This is a genomic window from Candidatus Palauibacter sp. (assembly GCF_965213655.1).
GTDB lineage: Bacteria > Gemmatimonadota > Gemmatimonadetes > Palauibacterales > Palauibacteraceae > Palauibacter.
On sequence record NZ_CBDBZT010000003.1, the window covers coordinates 2,483,993 to 2,501,560 of the forward strand.

General features: G+C 68.2%; 14 protein-coding genes. 2 read left to right on the forward strand and 12 right to left on the reverse strand.

Translation table 11 applies throughout. The features are described 5' to 3' along the window. Positions 1-24 precede the first annotated feature (24 nt). On the forward strand, positions 25-873 hold the full coding sequence (locus tag ACOOGH_RS13185) for a DNA-methyltransferase (RefSeq protein WP_420449346.1): 849 nt from the start codon (positions 25-27) through the stop codon (positions 871-873). On the opposite strand, the gene ACOOGH_RS13190 is transcribed toward ACOOGH_RS13185, so the two are convergent. From ACOOGH_RS13190 to ACOOGH_RS13220, 7 genes are all read right to left on the reverse strand, one after another. Continuing rightward, positions 870-1,232 carry a cupin domain-containing protein gene (locus ACOOGH_RS13190; RefSeq protein ID WP_420449347.1) on the reverse strand — a complete coding sequence of 121 codons (363 nt, stop codon included), beginning with the start codon at positions 1,230-1,232 and terminating at the stop codon, positions 870-872. The two genes, ACOOGH_RS13185 and ACOOGH_RS13190, sit on opposite strands and share 4 nt — an antisense overlap. A gap of 35 nt (positions 1,233-1,267) precedes the next feature. Continuing rightward, positions 1,268-3,307: an LVIVD repeat-containing protein gene (locus tag ACOOGH_RS13195; protein ID WP_420449348.1), complete on the reverse strand. Its 2,040-nt coding sequence runs from the start codon at positions 3,305-3,307 to the stop codon at positions 1,268-1,270. A gap of 33 nt (positions 3,308-3,340) precedes the next feature. Next, positions 3,341-4,003, reverse strand: coding sequence for a DUF305 domain-containing protein (locus tag ACOOGH_RS13200; RefSeq protein WP_420449349.1), 663 nt, complete (start codon positions 4,001-4,003; stop codon positions 3,341-3,343). A 170-nt stretch (positions 4,004-4,173) separates the two neighbouring features. Then, on the reverse strand, positions 4,174-5,385 hold the full coding sequence (locus ACOOGH_RS13205) for a hypothetical protein (RefSeq protein ID WP_420449350.1): 1,212 nt from the start codon (positions 5,383-5,385) through the stop codon (positions 4,174-4,176). Between the two features lie 114 nt (positions 5,386-5,499). Further along, positions 5,500-7,395 (reverse strand): Xaa-Pro dipeptidyl-peptidase, encoded by a 1,896-nt coding sequence (locus ACOOGH_RS13210; RefSeq protein ID WP_420449351.1) that lies wholly within the window; start codon positions 7,393-7,395, stop codon positions 5,500-5,502. Beyond that, positions 7,382-7,669 (reverse strand): HigA family addiction module antitoxin, encoded by a 288-nt coding sequence (locus ACOOGH_RS13215; RefSeq protein WP_420449352.1) that lies wholly within the window; start codon positions 7,667-7,669, stop codon positions 7,382-7,384. The genes ACOOGH_RS13210 and ACOOGH_RS13215 overlap by 14 nt, the downstream gene beginning before the upstream one ends. A gap of 109 nt (positions 7,670-7,778) precedes the next feature. Continuing rightward, positions 7,779-9,440 (reverse strand): N-acyl-D-amino-acid deacylase family protein, encoded by a 1,662-nt coding sequence (locus ACOOGH_RS13220; RefSeq protein WP_420449353.1) that lies wholly within the window; start codon positions 9,438-9,440, stop codon positions 7,779-7,781. A 37-nt stretch (positions 9,441-9,477) separates the two neighbouring features. Here ACOOGH_RS13220 and rph point away from each other — a divergent pair, with 37 nt between their 5' ends. Next, on the forward strand, positions 9,478-10,194 hold the full coding sequence (gene rph / locus ACOOGH_RS13225; protein WP_420449354.1) for a ribonuclease PH: 717 nt from the start codon (positions 9,478-9,480) through the stop codon (positions 10,192-10,194). A gap of 428 nt (positions 10,195-10,622) precedes the next feature. Here rph and ACOOGH_RS13230 read toward each other — a convergent pair whose 3' ends face one another. From ACOOGH_RS13230 to ACOOGH_RS13250, 5 genes are read right to left on the reverse strand one after another with little or no spacing between them, the layout of a single operon-like run. Next, complete coding sequence (locus ACOOGH_RS13230; protein ID WP_420449355.1) at positions 10,623-11,633, reverse strand: hypothetical protein; 1,011 nt, start codon at positions 11,631-11,633, stop codon at positions 10,623-10,625. 40 nt (positions 11,634-11,673) lie between these two features. Next, positions 11,674-12,333: a peptidylprolyl isomerase gene (locus tag ACOOGH_RS13235; RefSeq protein WP_420449356.1), complete on the reverse strand. Its 660-nt coding sequence runs from the start codon at positions 12,331-12,333 to the stop codon at positions 11,674-11,676. Then, on the reverse strand, positions 12,330-14,246 hold the full coding sequence (locus ACOOGH_RS13240; RefSeq protein ID WP_420449357.1) for a prolyl oligopeptidase family serine peptidase: 1,917 nt from the start codon (positions 14,244-14,246) through the stop codon (positions 12,330-12,332). The genes ACOOGH_RS13235 and ACOOGH_RS13240 overlap by 4 nt, the downstream gene beginning before the upstream one ends. Positions 14,247-14,265: 19 nt before the next feature. Further along, on the reverse strand, positions 14,266-16,077 hold the full coding sequence (locus ACOOGH_RS13245) for a DUF885 domain-containing protein (RefSeq protein WP_420449358.1): 1,812 nt from the start codon (positions 16,075-16,077) through the stop codon (positions 14,266-14,268). Then, positions 16,074-17,546: a serine hydrolase domain-containing protein gene (locus ACOOGH_RS13250; protein WP_420449359.1), complete on the reverse strand. Its 1,473-nt coding sequence runs from the start codon at positions 17,544-17,546 to the stop codon at positions 16,074-16,076. The genes ACOOGH_RS13245 and ACOOGH_RS13250 overlap by 4 nt, the downstream gene beginning before the upstream one ends. Positions 17,547-17,568 lie beyond the last annotated feature (22 nt).

The window sequence follows — 17,568 nt, forward strand, 5'->3', positions numbered from 1 at the left end:
GGGCCGCACCGCTCGGGAGATGTGATGCCCAGGATCATCCTCGCTGACAATCTCGACGCGCTGCGGAGCCTCCCCACCGGCCACGTGGATCTCATCTACATCGATCCGCCGTTCAACACGGGGACGACGCAGCGGCGGACGCGAATCCGGACGCGCCGCACCGCAGACGGCGATGGCGGGGACCGGACGGGGTTTCAGGGAGCGCGCTACGAGACGACCGCGCTCGGCACACGCCGCTTTGATGACCGGTTCGACGATTACCTCGCGTTCCTCGGGCCCCGGCTCGTCGAGGCGTACCGCGTCCTCGCCCCGCACGGGTCGTTCTATGTCCACGTCGACTACCGGGAAGTGCACCACTGCCGCCTGTTCCTGGACGACCTGTTCGGGCCGGAGAACCTCCTGAACGAGATCATCTGGGCGTACGACTACGGCGCTCGACCGAAGACGCGCTGGCCGGCGAAGCACGACAACATCCTGTTCTACGTGAAGGACCGGTCGAACTACACCTTCAACGTGGACGAGATCGAGCGGATCCCGTACATGGCGCCGGGGCTCGTCGGTCCCGAGAAGGCCGCGCGCGGGAAGCTGCCCACGGACACTTGGTGGCACACGATCGTCCCCACGAGCGGCGCCGAGCGGACGGGGTATCCGACCCAGAAGCCGCTCGGCATCCTGCGCCGCATCATCACGGCCTCATCGAACCCCGGCGACCTCGTGCTGGATTTCTTCGCGGGGAGCGGGACGACGGGAATGGCCGCCCACGAACTGGGACGGGACTTCATCCTCGTAGACGACAATCCCGACGCCCTCGAGGTGATGGTGGAACGATTCCGTGACGTACCGGACGTCCGCTGGGAGGGGCTTGCGCCCTAAGGATCGCGGTGGACGGTGTCGGGGGAGAAGGCGGGGAGGCAGACGGCGACGTACTCCGCCCCTTCCGCGCCCGGGGTGCTGTAACGGACCCATTCGCCGGGATGCGCCACGACCGCCTGGCCGGCCCCCACCTCCAGGACGCCGCCCTCGTGCTCGACGCGCAGGGTGCCCCGTAGCACGACGGTGATCTCCTCGAACTCGGGGCGCTGACCCGGCTCGACCCACCCGGACGGCGCCACCATGCGCGCCACGCTGACGCCATCGTGCGCCGTCCGGACGCGGCCGGCGTACTCCTCGATGCGCTTGGGCTTATTCCCGGCCGCCTCGATGACGGCCGGGGCTTCGATCAACGTGGGCATGTCCCGGACCGGGCCGGGCGTTCTTCTCGCTGTCCCTACATCCCCGCACTCGCGAGGGCCTGGACCGCGTCGGCCAACATGCCGACCTTCGCGGCGTCTCCGGCCCCGCCGGCGTCGCCGGACACGTCGTCGGCCAACGAACGCAGCGCGCCGGCGCGCGCGGAGCCCGACATCCCCCCGGCGGCGGCGAGTTCGGCCCGGATCGCGCCGATCCTGGCGGCGGAGAGCCCTCCGTGCCGCTCCAGCTGGTCCAGGTAAGCCTTGGCCAAGGCGAACGTCGCGGGCCATTCGAAGATCGGCTGACCCTGCGAATTCAGGTGGGTCAACTGCACGGAGTTGGCCGCGTCGATCTCGTTCTGTGTGAGCGCCTCGCTCGGGGTCAGTTCAAGGATGTCGAGGCCGCGCGCGATCTCGGAGTTTACGATGACGCCGTTGTACCAGTAGACCGACCAGCTTCCGCCCATCTGCATCTGGCTGCCGTTCACGGGGCCGCGGTCGAAGTAGGCGATCTCCACCGGGTTCGTCGGGTCGGTCCAGTCGATGAGCGAAATCCCGCCCTGGTACCAGCCCTGGATCATGATGTCGCGGCCCGGGATCGGGATCAGCGATCCGTTGTGAGCCACGCAGTTCTCCTCGGGCGTCTGCGGCGCGGGCAACTTGAAGTAGCTCTGGAACTCCATCTCCGAGCCCTCGATCGTGAAGATCGCGTTCGCGCCCCACTCCATCGGGTCCGAGGCCCGGCACTTCGGCGCGCCGCCGCCGCCCCATTCGTCCGTGAACAGGATCGCGGTTCCGTCGTTGTTGAAGGTGGCCGAGTGCCAGTAGGAGAAGTTGGAGTCGGCCACGGCGGAGAGTCGCGTGGGGTTCTCCGGATCGGAGATGTCGAGCAGCATGCCGTACCCCCCGCACGCCCCGCCGGCGAGTCCGATGGCGGGATACACCGTGATGTCGTGGCACTGCGTCGGGCCGGGCTCCGGGCCGTCTCCATCCCCACGCCCTGGTCCCGCCATCTGCGCCACGATCGCAGGCAGCGCCTGCCGCAGCGCCGCACTGTCGGCAACGGTGGGCGGGCCTTCACCTCCGCGCTGAGCCACGATCTGCCCAAGCAACTGCTGGGTGGCCTGGTCGGGCAGCACCATCTCCTGCCCCATCACTTCAACGATGAAGGCACCGCTCTCCCGGGCCGCCTCGATTGCGGCGATATCGTCGGGCGCCGGGCCATGCGTCGGGGGCGCCACCAGGTCTTCGAAGATGCGGGGCGAACTCACGACGGCGGCGCTCGCGGGGTCCGCCACCGGCACGCGGATCACTTCGATGCGGAAGAGTGCCGAGTTCGGGTCCTCGTCCGGGGGCGCGCCGGAGCAGCCGGCGAGTTCGTCGGCCGGGCGAACGGGGGCGGAGCCGGAAACGTAGATGTAGACGTTCTCGTCATCCCCGGGGTGCTCCAGCACGGTGTGCGTGTGGGAGCCGCGGCACGTCTGGACGTTCGCGACGTATTCCGGCGCCGTGATGTCGGAAATGTCGAAGATGCGGATGCCGCGCAGCCGGTCGTGGCTCACGGCCTCCTCAACGCCCTCCTCACCGCAGTCCAGCCGCCCGCCGAACCCCTCGCCCGAAACAAACAGAAGGTGCTCGTAGACGGAGACGTCGCTCTGCGACGCAGGACAAACGTACGTCACGACGGTCTGCGGATTGGCGGGATCGGAGATGTCCCAGATCTGGATGCCATCGTAGTTGCCCTGGATCGCGTAGGGGCCGGTGAACGCGAGATCGGAGTTCGAGGGGCCCACGAACCGGTCCGGCGGCGGCGTGGCGGACACCAGGTCGAGGTTCCAGATCGCCTCGCCCGCATCGAACATGCCGGGCGCGAGCCCGACGCGCGGATCCGGCGTGGGCGGGTTGACCTGAAGTCCCACGGGCGCGGCGGCCGGGGCGGCGGGAGCGCTGGCCATCCCGGTCGACGTCGACTGGTACGCACAGCCGGCAAGCCCTCCTACCGCGATCGCGCCGGCAAGCAACCTCGCGAGGCGCGCGGAGAATCGAGTGTAGTTGCGTTCTTTCGTTACAGCGGACATGTCGAGTCCTTCGATTGGAGTGAGCTGCACGAATCAGCCGCCCGGCTCCGGCGCGGCGAGCGCCTCGAGCATCAATTCCATGCGGGCGATTTCCGTGGCCTGATCGACGTGGATGTCGGAGGCCAGTTTGAAGACGAAGTCGTCCTGCGCGGCGCCGTCGGTGGCGAACAACTCCCGAACCATCGTGACGGCGCCGTTGTGGTGCTGGATCATGTACTGGAGGAAGAGCCGGTCGAAGTCCGGGCCGCGCGCGGCCTCGAGTTCCGCGAGTTGCTCCGGGGTCAACATCCCGGCCATGAGCATGGCCCCGTCCCCGTGGCCGAGCATGTCTCCGGTCTCGGGCACGGGCAGCCCGCGGTCGGAGAGCCAGCGGCTCATGATCGCGATCTCATCCGTCTGCGCGTTGATGATCCTGGCACAGAGCGTCCGGATCGAGGGGCTGGCACCGCTATCCGGCGCGAAGCCCGCCATGACGAGCGCCTGCGCATGATGCGGAATCATGTGGGTCATGAAGCGGATGTCGGCCTCGTGCGCCCCTTCGAGGGCGGCTTCGGCGCGGGCGCGGTAGATCGCCTCGAGTTCGGCCACCCTCGCGGCGTCGGGCCTCACGGCCGTGTCCGGCGCGTTGCGGGCCGCACCGGCACAGGCCGTCACGCCCGCAAGCAATCCGGTGAGCAGAATGGGCTGAATCCTCATGCTTCGCCGCGCGGCCTCGTTCGATGGGCGGGGACGTCACACTTCAATGGTGCCGAACAGGCATACCGAATCGGACGTACGAATACAATCCTGAACGGTTTCGCGGCGGTCTACCGCGGGGAACGGCCGGCCGGGCAGCCGCGCGTGGCGGCGGCGGTTACCGGCCCCGGCTACGGGGCCAGGTCGTAGCGGTAGAGCCTGACCTCCTCCTCGTCCAGTGCGTCGCGCAGGAGGAGGGCAAAGCGGTCGGCATCGACCGCCAGCACGCTCGCATCGGCGGGGAGGTCCAGCTGTCCGCGCGGCTGTCCGTCCGAACCGATGACGAGCCAGCGTCTCGTCTCCTCGCCGGAACGGGTCGCGAGTCCGATCCATAGCATCTCGTCGGGCCCCAGGACGGCCGAATGGAAGGCCGGGTGGGTCTCCCGGTAGGGGGCATTCTGGGTGAATTCCACGTACCAGTCCGGGGCATCCGGCCCCCTGCGTTCGAGCCGCTCCGCTCTCCAACTTCCGATTTCCTCGGCCGTGACGGTCCAACCGCCGCCCGAGCCGCGGATACGGCGCGTCAGCGTTCCGTCGGCCGCGTAGATGGAGAGGCCGAACACCTCGGTATCCCCGATCAGGGCCCGGTCCCCGAGTCCGCTGGCGACGATATCCCGCCCGAACGCGGGTTCGGTGCGAGTGAACCCCCCACCGGGAATCCCGCCGTAACTCCACTCCTGGGCGGGCAGCACTCCCAGCGTGTCCGGCTCGGCGTCGAGATCCGGGAACGAAAGCAGGGGGGTCGTATCCCTCTTCATCCCCTCGGGGGCGAAGAACCGCTGCTCTCCGAGGATCGCGAGCATGTGCCCGGCAGTGTCTCTGGCGAGCGGTCTCAGATCCACGATGGCGCTCTGGGCGGATAGTGGCGACGAGGTGAGAAACTCCCCCTCCTCCGAAAACTCGGTGAGGCGAGCCAGCCGGGCATCGTAGGCCAGGAACCCTGCGTCGCTGGCGAGAAGCGTCGTCACGGCGCCGAACTCGCCCGGTCCCTCGCCCTCCCCACCGACCCGGCCCGCGAGCGAACCGTCGCCCGCAAAGAGCAGCACTTCGCTCGCACCGGTGTTGGCCACCGCCAGACCGCCGTTTTCGAGCAGGACGGCGTCTCCGACCCGGAACAGTTCAACCCCGAGTTCCCGCGTGGAGAAGAGGAGATCCGCTGACAGCTCGGGCGCGGGCAACTCCTCCACCGCCCCCAGTGAGACGGAGGTTACGCCTGCGGAATCCGAGACCTGAACCGCGCCCCGTACCGCGTCTCCGGGATCCGTCCCTTCGCGGGCACAGGCGCCGAGGACGCCAAGGCCGCCGAGGATTCCGATGGCAAGGAGACCCTGGTGAACGCGCATGGTGCCCTCCCGGCGTGAGTCGACGCGGCGGCCGATGCCCGCGGATCCGGGCACCCCCTCTGAGAGACCCGATTCCGGCCGAGGGTTGTCTCGCCCGGGGGCCGACAGCCCGCGCTAGTCGGAGGTGGGCACGCTCAGGGCGCGTCGCAGGGCCGCGCTCCCTCCTACGACCGGCAGCGAGAGCCGGGTTGCGCCCAGGTCGACGGTGAGGGTCGTGCCGGGGTCGGGGTGGAGCGTGAAGTCCTTGTCGCTGGAGAAGATCATGAGCCCGATGCGGGATCCGGCCGGAATCACCTGATCGTCGGGTTGCAGCGCGAACTCCACTTCGACGAACTCTCCCGGCGTGAGACCTGTGCCCGTGCGGGGCGAGGCGATGTCTTCGGCAGCCGCGTTGGACGGGTCGGCCCAGCCCTTCGTGATGAGGTCGTCGTTGATCTCCTCGCTCCCGGTCCAGGGCAGCGAGACCAGCCACACGGACAGGTTGGCCGCGGGCGCGTCCGCCGACACCCTCACGCTGACGGTGGCGACGCCCGAGAGATGGACGTCTTCACGCAGTTCGGGCGTGGCGTAGAGCAGCCGGTGGTTCGACCACTCCGCGGCGGCGAGTTGGTCCCCCGCGAAGGAGAAATTGTCGACGACCGTGCCCGTTCCGTCGCCCGCGCCGTCGTCATCCGCCGGGCCATCGACGGAGAGGATGCCGGTCCAGTTGCCGTCGCCGTCCGGACGGAGCGTCACGGACTCGGCCTCGGGGTGCGGATAACTCGGATAGGGCGTGGGCTCCTCGCGGTCGTCTCCCTCCCGGACGATCCACGCCGCAGCGTCGTCCTCCACGCCGTTCTCGACGCCGACCACGTAGCGGGTGAACCAGCGGTTCATGCGTTCCAGAGGCGGCGGGCCGCCGTGTCCCCCCTGGTGGTAGTAGATCTGCAGCGGCACGCCCCGCTCCCTGAGCGCCATCGAGATGCGGTGGCTGTGCTCGGGCATGACGTTCCAGTCGTTGAAGCCGTGGCTCATGAGGGTGGCGGCGCGCACGCCGTCGATGTGGTTCAGGTAGTCCCGGCCTGCCCAGAAGTCGCTGTAGTCGCCCGTCGTCCGGTCCAGCTGCGCGGTCATCTCATCGCGCACGTTGGTGAGGCAGTAGTCGCGGACCTCGGGGAATCCGCTGAAGATGAAGTCGAACAGGACGTCGATGTCCTCGCCCGGGTATCCGCCCGGCGCTCTCACGAGCCCGTTGGAGCGGTAGTAGTGGTAGTAGGAGGTGTTCGGGGCGATCGGAATGATCGCCTCGAGGCCCTCCACGCCAGTGGTCGCCGCGGCCAGAGGCAGCGTGCCGTTGTAGGAGGTGCCCGTCATCCCGACCTTCCCCGTCGCCCAGTAGGCCTCGACCTCTTCGTTTCCGTCCACGGTCGTGAAGCCGCGCGCCCGCCCGTTGAGCCAATCGATCACGGCCTTCGGCCCCAGCGACTCGTTCGCGCCGCCCACGGTCGGGCAGCCCTGCGACTGGCCCGTGCCCGGCGACTGCGAGTGGACGACCGCGAATCCCCTCGGCACCCAGGTCGCCATGTGGGAGCGCGAGATCCTCGGCTGGCTCTCGATGTGGCGGATCGTGGGTGGGAAGGGGTCGCGCGGCCGTGGTTCGCCGCCCACCTCCTGGCGGAGATCCCAGAAGTGCGCGAAGTCGATGCCGGCGACGCCCGAGTAGTAGGGGCTCGTCTCGTAGATGACCGGGACCTTGAGCCCTTCCCCATCGGTCTGCCCCGGGCGCGTGACATCCACGTGCACGCGGTCCGGCCGGCCGTCGCCGTCGGAGTCGAACTCCGTCTCGACCCACAGATCATGGCGGACCCACGTCGAGGAATCCGCGAAGGCGGGGACGATCTGCGCTTGTCCGTCCTCGATGACGAGCCCCGTCTGCGCTGCTGCCGGCGGCGGAAGGAAGGACAGCGCGAGAAGTGCCGCTGCGGGCGCTGCGTAACGCGGTTGGTCCACGCCGCCGCTATACCGCCGCATGCCGCGGCGTCACTTGCCTGGCGATCTCGCGACCGGCCTCGATCTCCGCTCGGCGAAGTTCCCAGGTTTTCTGCAGGTTCAGCCAGAACTGCGCCGTCGTTCCAAAGTACCGGGCCAGCCGGAGTGCCGTGTCCGCACTCACGCCTCGCTGGCCGTTGAGGATCATCGTCACCCGGTTGACAGGCACGCCAAGTGCTTTCGACAGAGCGTTCGCCGACAGCCCGAGTTCGGTTAGTTCCTCGCGCAGGATTTCGCCCGGATGTGCGGGTCTCATACCATTCCTCACCTTCAACTGATACGCCCTCTCTGATGCCCGGCGATCGTACCGTCCGCCACGGGCTCGGTAAAGGGTTATCCCCGCCGTTCGCAAGCCACGCACTCGGTCAGGGTCGTCGTAACGGGCGGCCGGCGAGTTCGCCGGTCACCTCGTCGTCGCGGATCGCGAAGCGGCCGTTCACGAGCAGGTGCACGACGCCCTCGGACAATTGGTGCGGATCGTTGTACGTCGCCCGATCCGTGTACCGCTCCGGATCCATGATCGCGATGTCGGCGACGAGACCCTCCCGGATGTAGCCGCGGTCGTCGAGGCGCAGGAAATCCGCCGCGAGGCCCGACATGCTCCGGATTGCGAAGGGAAGCCCGATCGCCCCGTCCCGGTCCACGAAGTCCTTGATCTTCTTGGGGAAACCCCCGTAGACCCGCGGATGCACGATCTCGGCCCCGGGGTCGGGCGTCCCGCCGTCCGTGCACGTCATCATCCACGGCATTGTGGCGAGATAACGCGTGTTCTCGACGTCGTAGAGATCCCGGTTCATCACCCACGGGTTCGACTCGGACATGATCTCCCGCACCGCCTCGGGCACGGGCATGTCGCGCTCCGTCGCGACGTCCGCCAGCGTCTTGCCGTTGAACTCGGGCCTCGCGTCGGCGAACACGATCTTCTCCGGGCCGCCGCGGATCTCGAGCATCTCCATCGTCTGCACGTCGAGGATCCGGGCCGTGTCCGGGTTCGCGAAGCGGCGCACCATCTGCTCCGGTCCGCCGGACTGCGCCCAACGCGGAATCGTGTAGGCGCGCAGGCTGGACATCGTCGACGTGTAGACATGCTGCGCGGCCGCCACCTCGATCCCCTCCGCGCGCGCCGAATCGATGATCGCCGCGCCCTCGGTGGCCCGTCCGTAGAGGTGGGCGCCCTGCGCGTTGAAGTGGCTGAAGATGGTGCGAAGTCCCGACTCCGCCCCGATGTGAATCGCTTCCCGGATCGAGTTGTGGTAGCCGACCCCCTGGTACGAAGCGCCGAGGTCTCGGTCGTGCGTGTCGTAGACCGGTGCGTGCTCCCCGCCGATCGGGTACTCCGCCGCGACCCGGCCCAGCTCGATGACCTCATCGGCCTCCGCGTAGTAGCCCGGCGTATAGAAGAGTCCGGAGGAAAGCCCGAAGGCGCCGTCCTCCATCCCCTTCCGGACGAGCGCCCTCATCTCGTCGAGTTCTCCCGCCGTCGGGGCGCGGTTGTCCATGCCCATGACCACCCCCCGGACCGAGCCGTGGCCGATGTAGGAAACGAGGTTCTTCCCGACGCCGGACGCCTCGAGGTCGGCGTAGAGCGCGGCAAGATCGGTGCTGCTCGCGCCGTCCACACCGATGACGCCGGTCGTGATCCCCTGCGTGAGGAATTCGACGGCGGGGAGTCCGTACGGCTCGTCGACGTTGATGTGGCTGTGCATGTCGATGAAGCCGGGCGTGAGCAGGAGGCCGTCGAGCGGGATCGTGTCGCGGAGCGCGAGGTCCGCGGCCCCGGCGTCGCCGACGAAGGTGATCCGGTCGCCCTCCACCGCCACGTCGGCGACGAACGAAGCCTCCCCGGACCCGTCGATCACCGTCGCCCCCGTGAACAGCACGCTCGTGGAAACGATCTCCGCTTCCGCCTCGGGAGCGTCGCCCGGCGCGCAGGCTGCCGTGACGCCCGCCAGCATCAGACACGCTGCCGGGATCCTCCATCGCAGCGGGGTCGCGCCCGGCATACTCTCAACGCGTTCGACGTTCATCGCTTCTCCCTTTCGACCCTTCGACCGAGGCTGCCCCATGCCGGCACGTCCACACGGGCGGGCGCTGGACGCCCTGCGACCCACGACCCTGGAGACGGGAACCGCCCCCTTCGCCGAGGGATCGTGCACGATCACGATGGGGATGACGCGCGTGCTTTGCACGGCCTCCGTCGAGGAACGCGTCCCGCCGTGGCGCGAGGGCCGGGGCGGCTGGGTGACGGGAGAGTACGCCATGCTGCCCCGGGCCACTTCCGAGCGCACCCGGCGAGAGCGTCGCGGCGCGCGGGGCCGGACTCAGGAGATTCAGCGTCTCATCGGCCGATCGCTCCGGGCGGCCGTCGACCTCCGCGCGCTCGGCGAACGCACGGTGACCGTGGACTGCGATGTCCTCGTCGCCGACGGCGGCACCCGTACGGCTTCGATCACGGGGGCGTGTGTCGCGCTCGAGATGGCGTTCCAGCGGCTGGTCACGGAACGCGTGCTCAGGGCCAGCCCGCTCCGCCAGTGGATCGCCGCGATCAGCGCCGGCATGGTGGACGGCGAGCCGAGACTGGATCTGGAGTACGTGGAGGACGCCGCCGCCGACGTCGACTTCAACTTCGTCTACCTCGAGGACGGACGGATGGTCGAGGTACAGGGGACGGCGGAGGGGGCGCCTTTCACTCGCGAAGAACTCGACGAACTCCTCCACTTGGGCGCGGCGGGAGTGGAGAGCCTAACCGGCATGCAGAAAGCCGCTCTCATCCTTGTCTAGCCTGGATTTGGCACCCCCCGACCGCTGCACTTGCCTCATTCGTCTCGGTCAACGATCGAATGAACCGCTCTGCTGGGGCCGACGCACCAAGTCCAGAGAATCGCCTCCCCGTCGTCGTTCCGGAAATCGCACCGATGGAGTCCTCGTCAGTTCCAGGTCCCATGTGCTTCCGGAGTCAAGCACGCCACAACACCATGTGCGCCACTGACCGGCAATCGACCCGAACGGATCCGGCTCGACCGGATCGGAAACGGGATCGGTAGTGTCGCTGCGACAACCCACGACCCCAGCCGCCACCGTCAACAGGAGTACTGTCAACTTGCCGCGGTCATGTCCACGTAACCTGCCACGGATCAATTCGCCTGCTAGTGAACATCGAGCAACGGTCTTGCGGACACCAGCGTGGGGGAGTGTGCTTCGTCATGTGATCATCGGCGCACGGGGGGCGTTACCTCAACAATCAGGTCACCATGCACAGGCAATCCGCCCGGATCGGTCGCGGTGATCCTGATCCGCGAAAAGCCGGGCCTGGTGCCTGTCACGCCAAGCCTGCCCGCGGAGACGAACGAGGCCGTGACTGCGCCTCGCGGCACCGGGGTATTCCCCGTAAGGCTCCATATCACGACCGGGCTGCCCCGCTTGGCCGTGTACGTCAACGCATCCCCCTCCGGATCCGAAAAATACTCCGCGACATCGAGAGAGAACCGGGTGCCCTGCGGGATGACTTTCCGAGAAGAAATCCATTGGAATGCCGGAGCCGAATTGAGAGGGGCCGTAGGACGATCTACCACGACCTTGAACTCCTGCGTCGCCAAGCCGCCGCCGGTTCTCGCGCTCACGTGCACGAGCGCCGAGCCCAGCCCTACGCCGTCAATTGTGAGGGTATAGCCCGAGACCGACACCCCCACGCTGCCGGGCAAGGACGAAGTCGCCTCGAAGCCTGGCTGGTACGCTTCAAAGTGGTCCCGCAGGTCGACTGTAGCACTCTGACCGCGAAGGACCTGCAAAGAAGGGATCTGACCCCTCGGTCGCGGGGGCACGGGATACCCTGGCGGGATTGACCCGGGCAAAGGCCCCACGTCTCCAGATTCGAACCTGTGCTGTGCCGTCAACCCGCCGGGGTCGGTAGCCGTAACGGTCACCGCTGCTACGCGCCATCGCCTCGTGTGGACTTCTACAAAGCCGTCGGCAACCGTGACGCTCAGGATGTCGGGGTCGTCCGACCTGGCAGTGAACGTGAGAGGATCCCCATCGGGATCTTCAAAGTACGGCCAGACAGCTACGTCCGGTGACGGCGAGTAGCGCCAGTCCCTGTACGCTGGGGGGATCTTGCCCAGCGCGGTCGGCGCCCTGTTGCCGACCAGAAAAGGTGCCACCGTGTCTACCAGTTCACAGCCCGACAGGGGGGCCGAAGCGGCGATGATCGTCGCGACGACCATTCGGAATCGCCTTGAGCAGCCCGCGCTCGGAACGACCCGTTCAGCGGTGCCGAGCCTGGAGGAGGCGGTCGAGGAGCGGGTATTCGCGGTCGAGGTAGGTATTGCCCTCCGCGACGATGCGGCTCTGGTCGCCCCGTCGGAGGCCGCCGCCGGAGTTCTCTCCGTAGCCGGAGTACAGCGCATCCACGACCTCCATCCCGCGCACGACCTCGCCGAAAGGTGCGAATCCCGTCGAGTCGAGGCGCACGTTGTCTACGAGGTTGATATACACCTGGGTGGCGCGGGTTCCCGGCTCGGTGAAGGCGAAGGCGATGCGGCCGCGCGTGTTGGAGGCGACGACGGGGTCGTCGGGGATGTAGGCGTTCATCCACTCGGCGGTGATGGCGGGGTCGCCGGCGAGCCCCCACTGGACGATGAAATCGGGGATGACGCGGTGGAAGCGGGCGTCGTCGTAGTAGCCGGATTCGACGAGGGTGAGGAAGCGCTCGACCCCGTACGGCGCCCACTCGCCGTGCACGGCGATCACGAACTCCCCCTGGCTCGTCTCGACGGCCACTTCGACGGGACCGGCCTCGTTCGCGGCTCGGGCAGCGATGCCATCGGCCCCGACATCGGAGGACGGGACGGGTTCGACGCGCTCGCATCCCGCGAGGATGAGAGCCGCCGCAACGAAACGCGTGGCGCGCCTCCCGACGATCACCGCAGGAACTGTTCGAAGAAGTCGAGCATGTCGAGGAGCATCTGGCGGCGGTTCGCCTTTCCGTAGACGTAGTAGTTCTCGTTCGGGTACGTCTTGTACTGGTACGGCTTGTAATAGTTCTCCAGCGCCCGCGCGAAGATCTCGGACTGGTCGGAGCCCGGATAGCGGCCCACGCCGTGCACGAGCAGGACCGGCGTCGAGACGTCGGCGACGTGCGAGACCGACGAACTGTGGCTCCATACGTTCTCGTTCGTCTCGAACGGGCCGAGTTCGTGGTCGAGCAGCTTGATGTGCCGGAGTTCGTTCTCGCCGTGGTAGAAGTGGACCCAGTCCGTATACCCCGACCCCGGGATGGCGGCGCGGAAGGCGTCCGGCGCGAAGGCCACCGCGTACATGCTCATCACGCCGCCGTAGCTCGTCCCCGTGATCCCGATCCGCTCCGGGTCGACCTCGGGAAGCGCCCGCAGGTAGTCGGCGCCCGCGACCACATCCTCCAGGTCGCAGTGGCCCCAGCACCCGTTGTTCGCATCGGCGAAGTCCTTCCCGTAGCCGGAACTCCCGCGGATGTTGGGCAGGAGCACGACGTATCCGCGCTGGACGAAGAACTGCACGTGCTGCTGGAAGGTGTCGTGGAACTGCGACGTGGGACCCCCGTGGATCCACATCACGCCTGGCAGGTCGTCGCCGGCCGCGGCCCCCGGCGGCCGGTAGAGGTAGGCGGGGATCGAGTACCCGTCCGTGCTCTCGTAGCGGATCTTCTCCGGCGCGACGAGCCGACCGGCAAAGTTGCCGGCGGGCATGGAGGAGGTGAGTCGCCGGCTGTTTCCGTCCTCAAGCGAGACGACGTACAGGTCGCGCGGGCTCAGGAGGTCCTCCTGCAGGTACGCGATGGCGTCCCCGTCGGGGGACCACGAGGGGCTGGACGCGACGCCGCCCTTCGGCGAGACGAGCACCCGCGGTTCGCCTCCTTCCGCGGATACCACGCGCAGGTCGTGATGTCCGTTGTGGTTCTCGGTGTAGGCGATCCAGCGCCCGTCCGGAGACCACGCGGCGGCGCTCTGGTCGGCCTCGGCCGGGGCGACCGGACGCGGCTCTCCGCCATCCCGCGGCGCGAGCCAGTAGTTGATCCAGCCGCTCCGGTGCGAGCGGAAGAGGATCGAGCTCCCGTCGGGCGACACGCTCGGATAGCCGAACGTCGCCCCCGCCCCGTAGTCGAAGAAGTCGCGGTCCTCGATCACGGTGCGCGGGCTGCCGCCGGTGGCGTCCACCTCGATCACGTCGTGATCCTCCCACGCATCGTCGAGGCGGACGTAGAGGATGTGGCGGGAGTCGGGCGTCCAACTCGGGAAGACTTCGTAGCGCTTGTCGTTCGTGAGGCGGTCCACGCGCCGGGTCGCGACGTCCACCTTCCAGATGTCGTAGTTCCCGTAGCGGTCGCCGGCGAAAACGATCGAGCGCTCGTCCGGGGACCAGCTCATCGAGTTGATCCGCGCCCCGAGGTCGGTGAGCTGGACGTCGGCTCCGTCACGCGTCGACCAGATCCAGATTTCCGGCGCGCCGCTCTTGTCCGACACGTAGGAGATCCACGTTCCGGCGGGCGACCAGCCAGGCATCTGGGAGGTGAGGAAGTGGCCGGATCCCCCCATGTCCGCAGGGACCCGCGTGGGAAACCCGCCGTCGGGAGCCAGGGCCATGAGCCCGCCCGTGAGTCCCGATTCGAACAGGATCGCCGAGCCGTCCGGCGACCAGGCGGGCGCCCCCCCGACGACGGACTCGATGGTGAGGAGCTGATCGACCGAGAGCGCGTCGCCGTTGCCGCCGTGCTGCGCATGAAGCTCGCCCCCGCCGCCAACCGCGGCGCTCAGAGCGAGGAGGATGCCGGGAATCGCCGTCCTGTGCGGGTCGCGAGCCATGTGTCTTCCTTTCAGCGCGTCAGTTCGCGGTCTCCTGCGGGTCCGGCTCCTCGGAGGTCGTGCGGCGCAACGGGTCGCCCTGGAAGCGCCACTCCGACTCGAAGTCCTTCGGCGGGGCCTCGCCCAGCAGACGGGCGCGCACCATCTCGACCGGCATGCGTCCGCCCCGCAGGATCGCGTCGTGGAAGGCGCGGTTCGTCATCTCACCCGACTGCACCAGCTGCTCGTGCAGGGCCCGGATCTGGAGGCCGCCGATCATGTAGGCGACCTGGTAGAGCGGCGAATAGGAGCCGTTGAAGCTCCGCCGCACCTCCGCCTCGGCGTTCGCGCGCTCGTGCCCCACGCGTTCGACGAGGAAATCGATCGCCTCCTGCGGGGTCATGCGCTCGAGGTGGAAGGAGAGGGAGAAGATGATCCGGGCTGTGCGGTGCATGCGCCAGAACAGCATCCCGATCCGGTCCTCCGGGGTCGACGGAAAGCCGAGGTCCCAGAGCAGCATCTCCCAGTAGAGCGCCCACCCCTCGCCCCAGAACGGGGTCGAGAACGCGCCGCGGTGCGAGTTGAAGCGGCTCGTCATGAACCCCTGCAGGTGGTGTCCGGGGATGAGTTCGTGGTGCACGGTGGCGCGGGAGAAGTGTTCGTTGTTCCCGCGCATGCTCATGAGTTTGTACTCGTGCTCCATCCCGTCGGTGGGGAAGGAGACCTGGATCACCTCCCCGCCAAGGAAGAAGGGCGACACCTTCTGCCGCTCGGGGGACATCATCTCGATGCGCCAGATCTCGTCGGCGAGCGGAGGGACGGTGACGAGATCGCGCTCGGTGACGAAGGCGAGCGCCTCGTCGGCGAGTTCGCGGATCATCTGCGGCTGGTCGCCAGGGTCGCGGTGCAGCGTCTTCACGTACTCGAGCGCCGCCCGCCAGTCGTCGCCGTAGCCGAGTTCGCGCGAGGCCTCGATCATGCGCTCTTCGCACCAGGCGTACTCCGCCTCGGCGATCGCGATGAGTTCTTCGGGCGTGTAGGGGATCATCTCGTGGCGCAGGTCCGCGGCGAGACCCTCGGCCCCGATCGGATCGCCGACGATCGGCTCGTCCTCCCCCTCGCGGTAGCCGATGACCGTCTCGCGCAGGAAGGTCCCGTAGCCGTCGAGGGCGGCCTTCGCGCGGGCGTACGGATCCTCGTTCCACCACGTGAAGACGGGGTCGTAGCCGGCGTAGTGCTCGTACCAGTCCTCGAGCAGGCGCGTGTGCCCGGCGAGCGTCGTCACCGCTCGCAGAGCAACGATGCGGGAGACGTCCGATCCATCGGCCAGCCGCGCCTCGACGGCTTCGCGCGCCGTCTGGACCTCGGCCGGAAGGTCGGCGAGACGGGCCGCCGCCGCCTCTGATTCCACCGGCTCGCGGCGTCGTCGCCGTTCCTCGAGTTCGACGATGAGAGAGGTGAAGGGGATGAACCCGTTCATCTCCGCGGCGAGGCGTGCCTCGCGCTCGATGAGATCCAGTTGATAGGTGAGATCATTGATGAGGAGGACGTAGTCCACCCGCCCCTCGAGGGTGAGGGACTCGAAGTCGAGCGCCTCGACCTGCTGTCGCCAGTCCGAGAAAAAGTCGCGGAAGCGTTGATTGCGGTCGGGCGAATAGGGGACGTTCCAGCGGCGACCGAGTGCCGTGCGGTCCGTGCGGTAGCGCTCGACGACGGCGGCCAGTTCGCTGGTCTCGGTCCCGACGAGCGTCGTCAGCTCCTGTCCCGCGGCCGGTGGCGCGGCGGCCGGGAAGACGAGCGCGACGGCCGAAAGGACCAGCGCGGCGGAGACCGTCGATCGCGCCGCCCTCACGGCTCGACCCTCCGCAGGACGTAATGGCCGGAGGTGACGTCCATCCTCAGCTCGTTCACGACCCCGTCCGCGTCGCGCACGAACCGGAACCTGGTGCTGCCGCGCCCGAAGGTGTCACCGCCCAGCCAGGTGAGGGCGCCCGCCGACCATGGGCCGGCTTCGATCGTCAGCTGCCCGTCCTCGATCCCAACCTCGGCCACCATGCGTTGCCCGCGTGCCGGGCCCTCGTATCGTCCTGCGTAGGGCGCCGCGTCGCCGTCGAAGGGGATGGGCATGGCCTCCGCCCGCGGACCGAGGATGACGTCCTCGACCTGCTGCGCGATGTCGCTGGACGCGGCGCCACCGGCTGTGTTGATCAGGACCGCAATCGACAGGTCTTCGGCCGGGTAGTAGCGGAGGTCGGTGACGAAGCCGAAGATCCCGCCCCCGTGCCGGATCCCCTTCATTCCGTCGCGGTCCGTGATCGCGAGCCCCTTCGCGTAGCGCAGTTCGGTGCCGTCGTGCAGCGTCTCGGGCGTGATCATCAGCCGGTAGCTCTCCGGACTCAGGATCTCGCCTCCCTCTCCATCTCCATGGAGGGCCTGATTCCACGCCATCAGGTCACGCACGGTTGAGCACAGGGAGCCTGCGGCGTAGGGCCAGAGGTGGTTCAGATAGGGAGCGGGCAGGAGCCCGTCCTCGCCGGGCTCGTAGCCCTTGGCCCGGTTGGGGACGAGTTCTTCCTTGTGGCAGTAGCGCGAGTCTTCCATCCCCGCCGGGGCGAAGAGGCGCTCCTCCACGAATGCCTCGTAACTCATGCCGCTCGCTTCCTCGATGATGAGGCCGGCGAGGAAGTAGGCCGAGTTGTTGTAGGTCATGGCAGTGCCGGGCTCGAACTCGAACGGTTCGGCGGCGAAGAGCGTGACGAGCGTGTCCCGGGGGAGTTCCAGCGGGGCGATCTCGTTCCACAGGTGCTGCATCTCCGTGTAGCCCTTGATCCCCGAAGTATGGTCGAGGAGTCGGCGGACGGTCACCGTCCGATCCCCGACCGGGTAGTCGGGCAGCCACTTCGTGAGCGGGTCGTCGAGCGAGACCGTCCCTTCCTCCCGCAGGAGGAGGATGGCCGCCGCCGTGAACTGCTTCGTCACGGACCCAACCTCGTAGACCGCGTCCGGGGGCGTGGGAACCCCGAGTTCGAGGTCGGCCTGGCCGAATTCCTCGATCAGTAGCGTGTCGGCGCCGCGAACGACCGCGATCGACATGCCCGCGGCGCGGCCCTCCTCGATGGGGGCCGCGGCGATCGCATGGATGTCGTCGACCTGGTCCGCCGTAAGGGAGCCTTCGGGCGCCGACTCCGGCGCGCCACAGCCTCCGAGCCCGACAACGAGAGCCGCCGCGGGGAGGATCGCGGCGCGGGTCCCGGGATGGACTCGGGGGAGGCCCGCCCGGCCGCCAGTCCGGCGGGGGCGGAGGCGTGTCTCTCTTCTCATCTGATTCTCCTGCATCGGAACG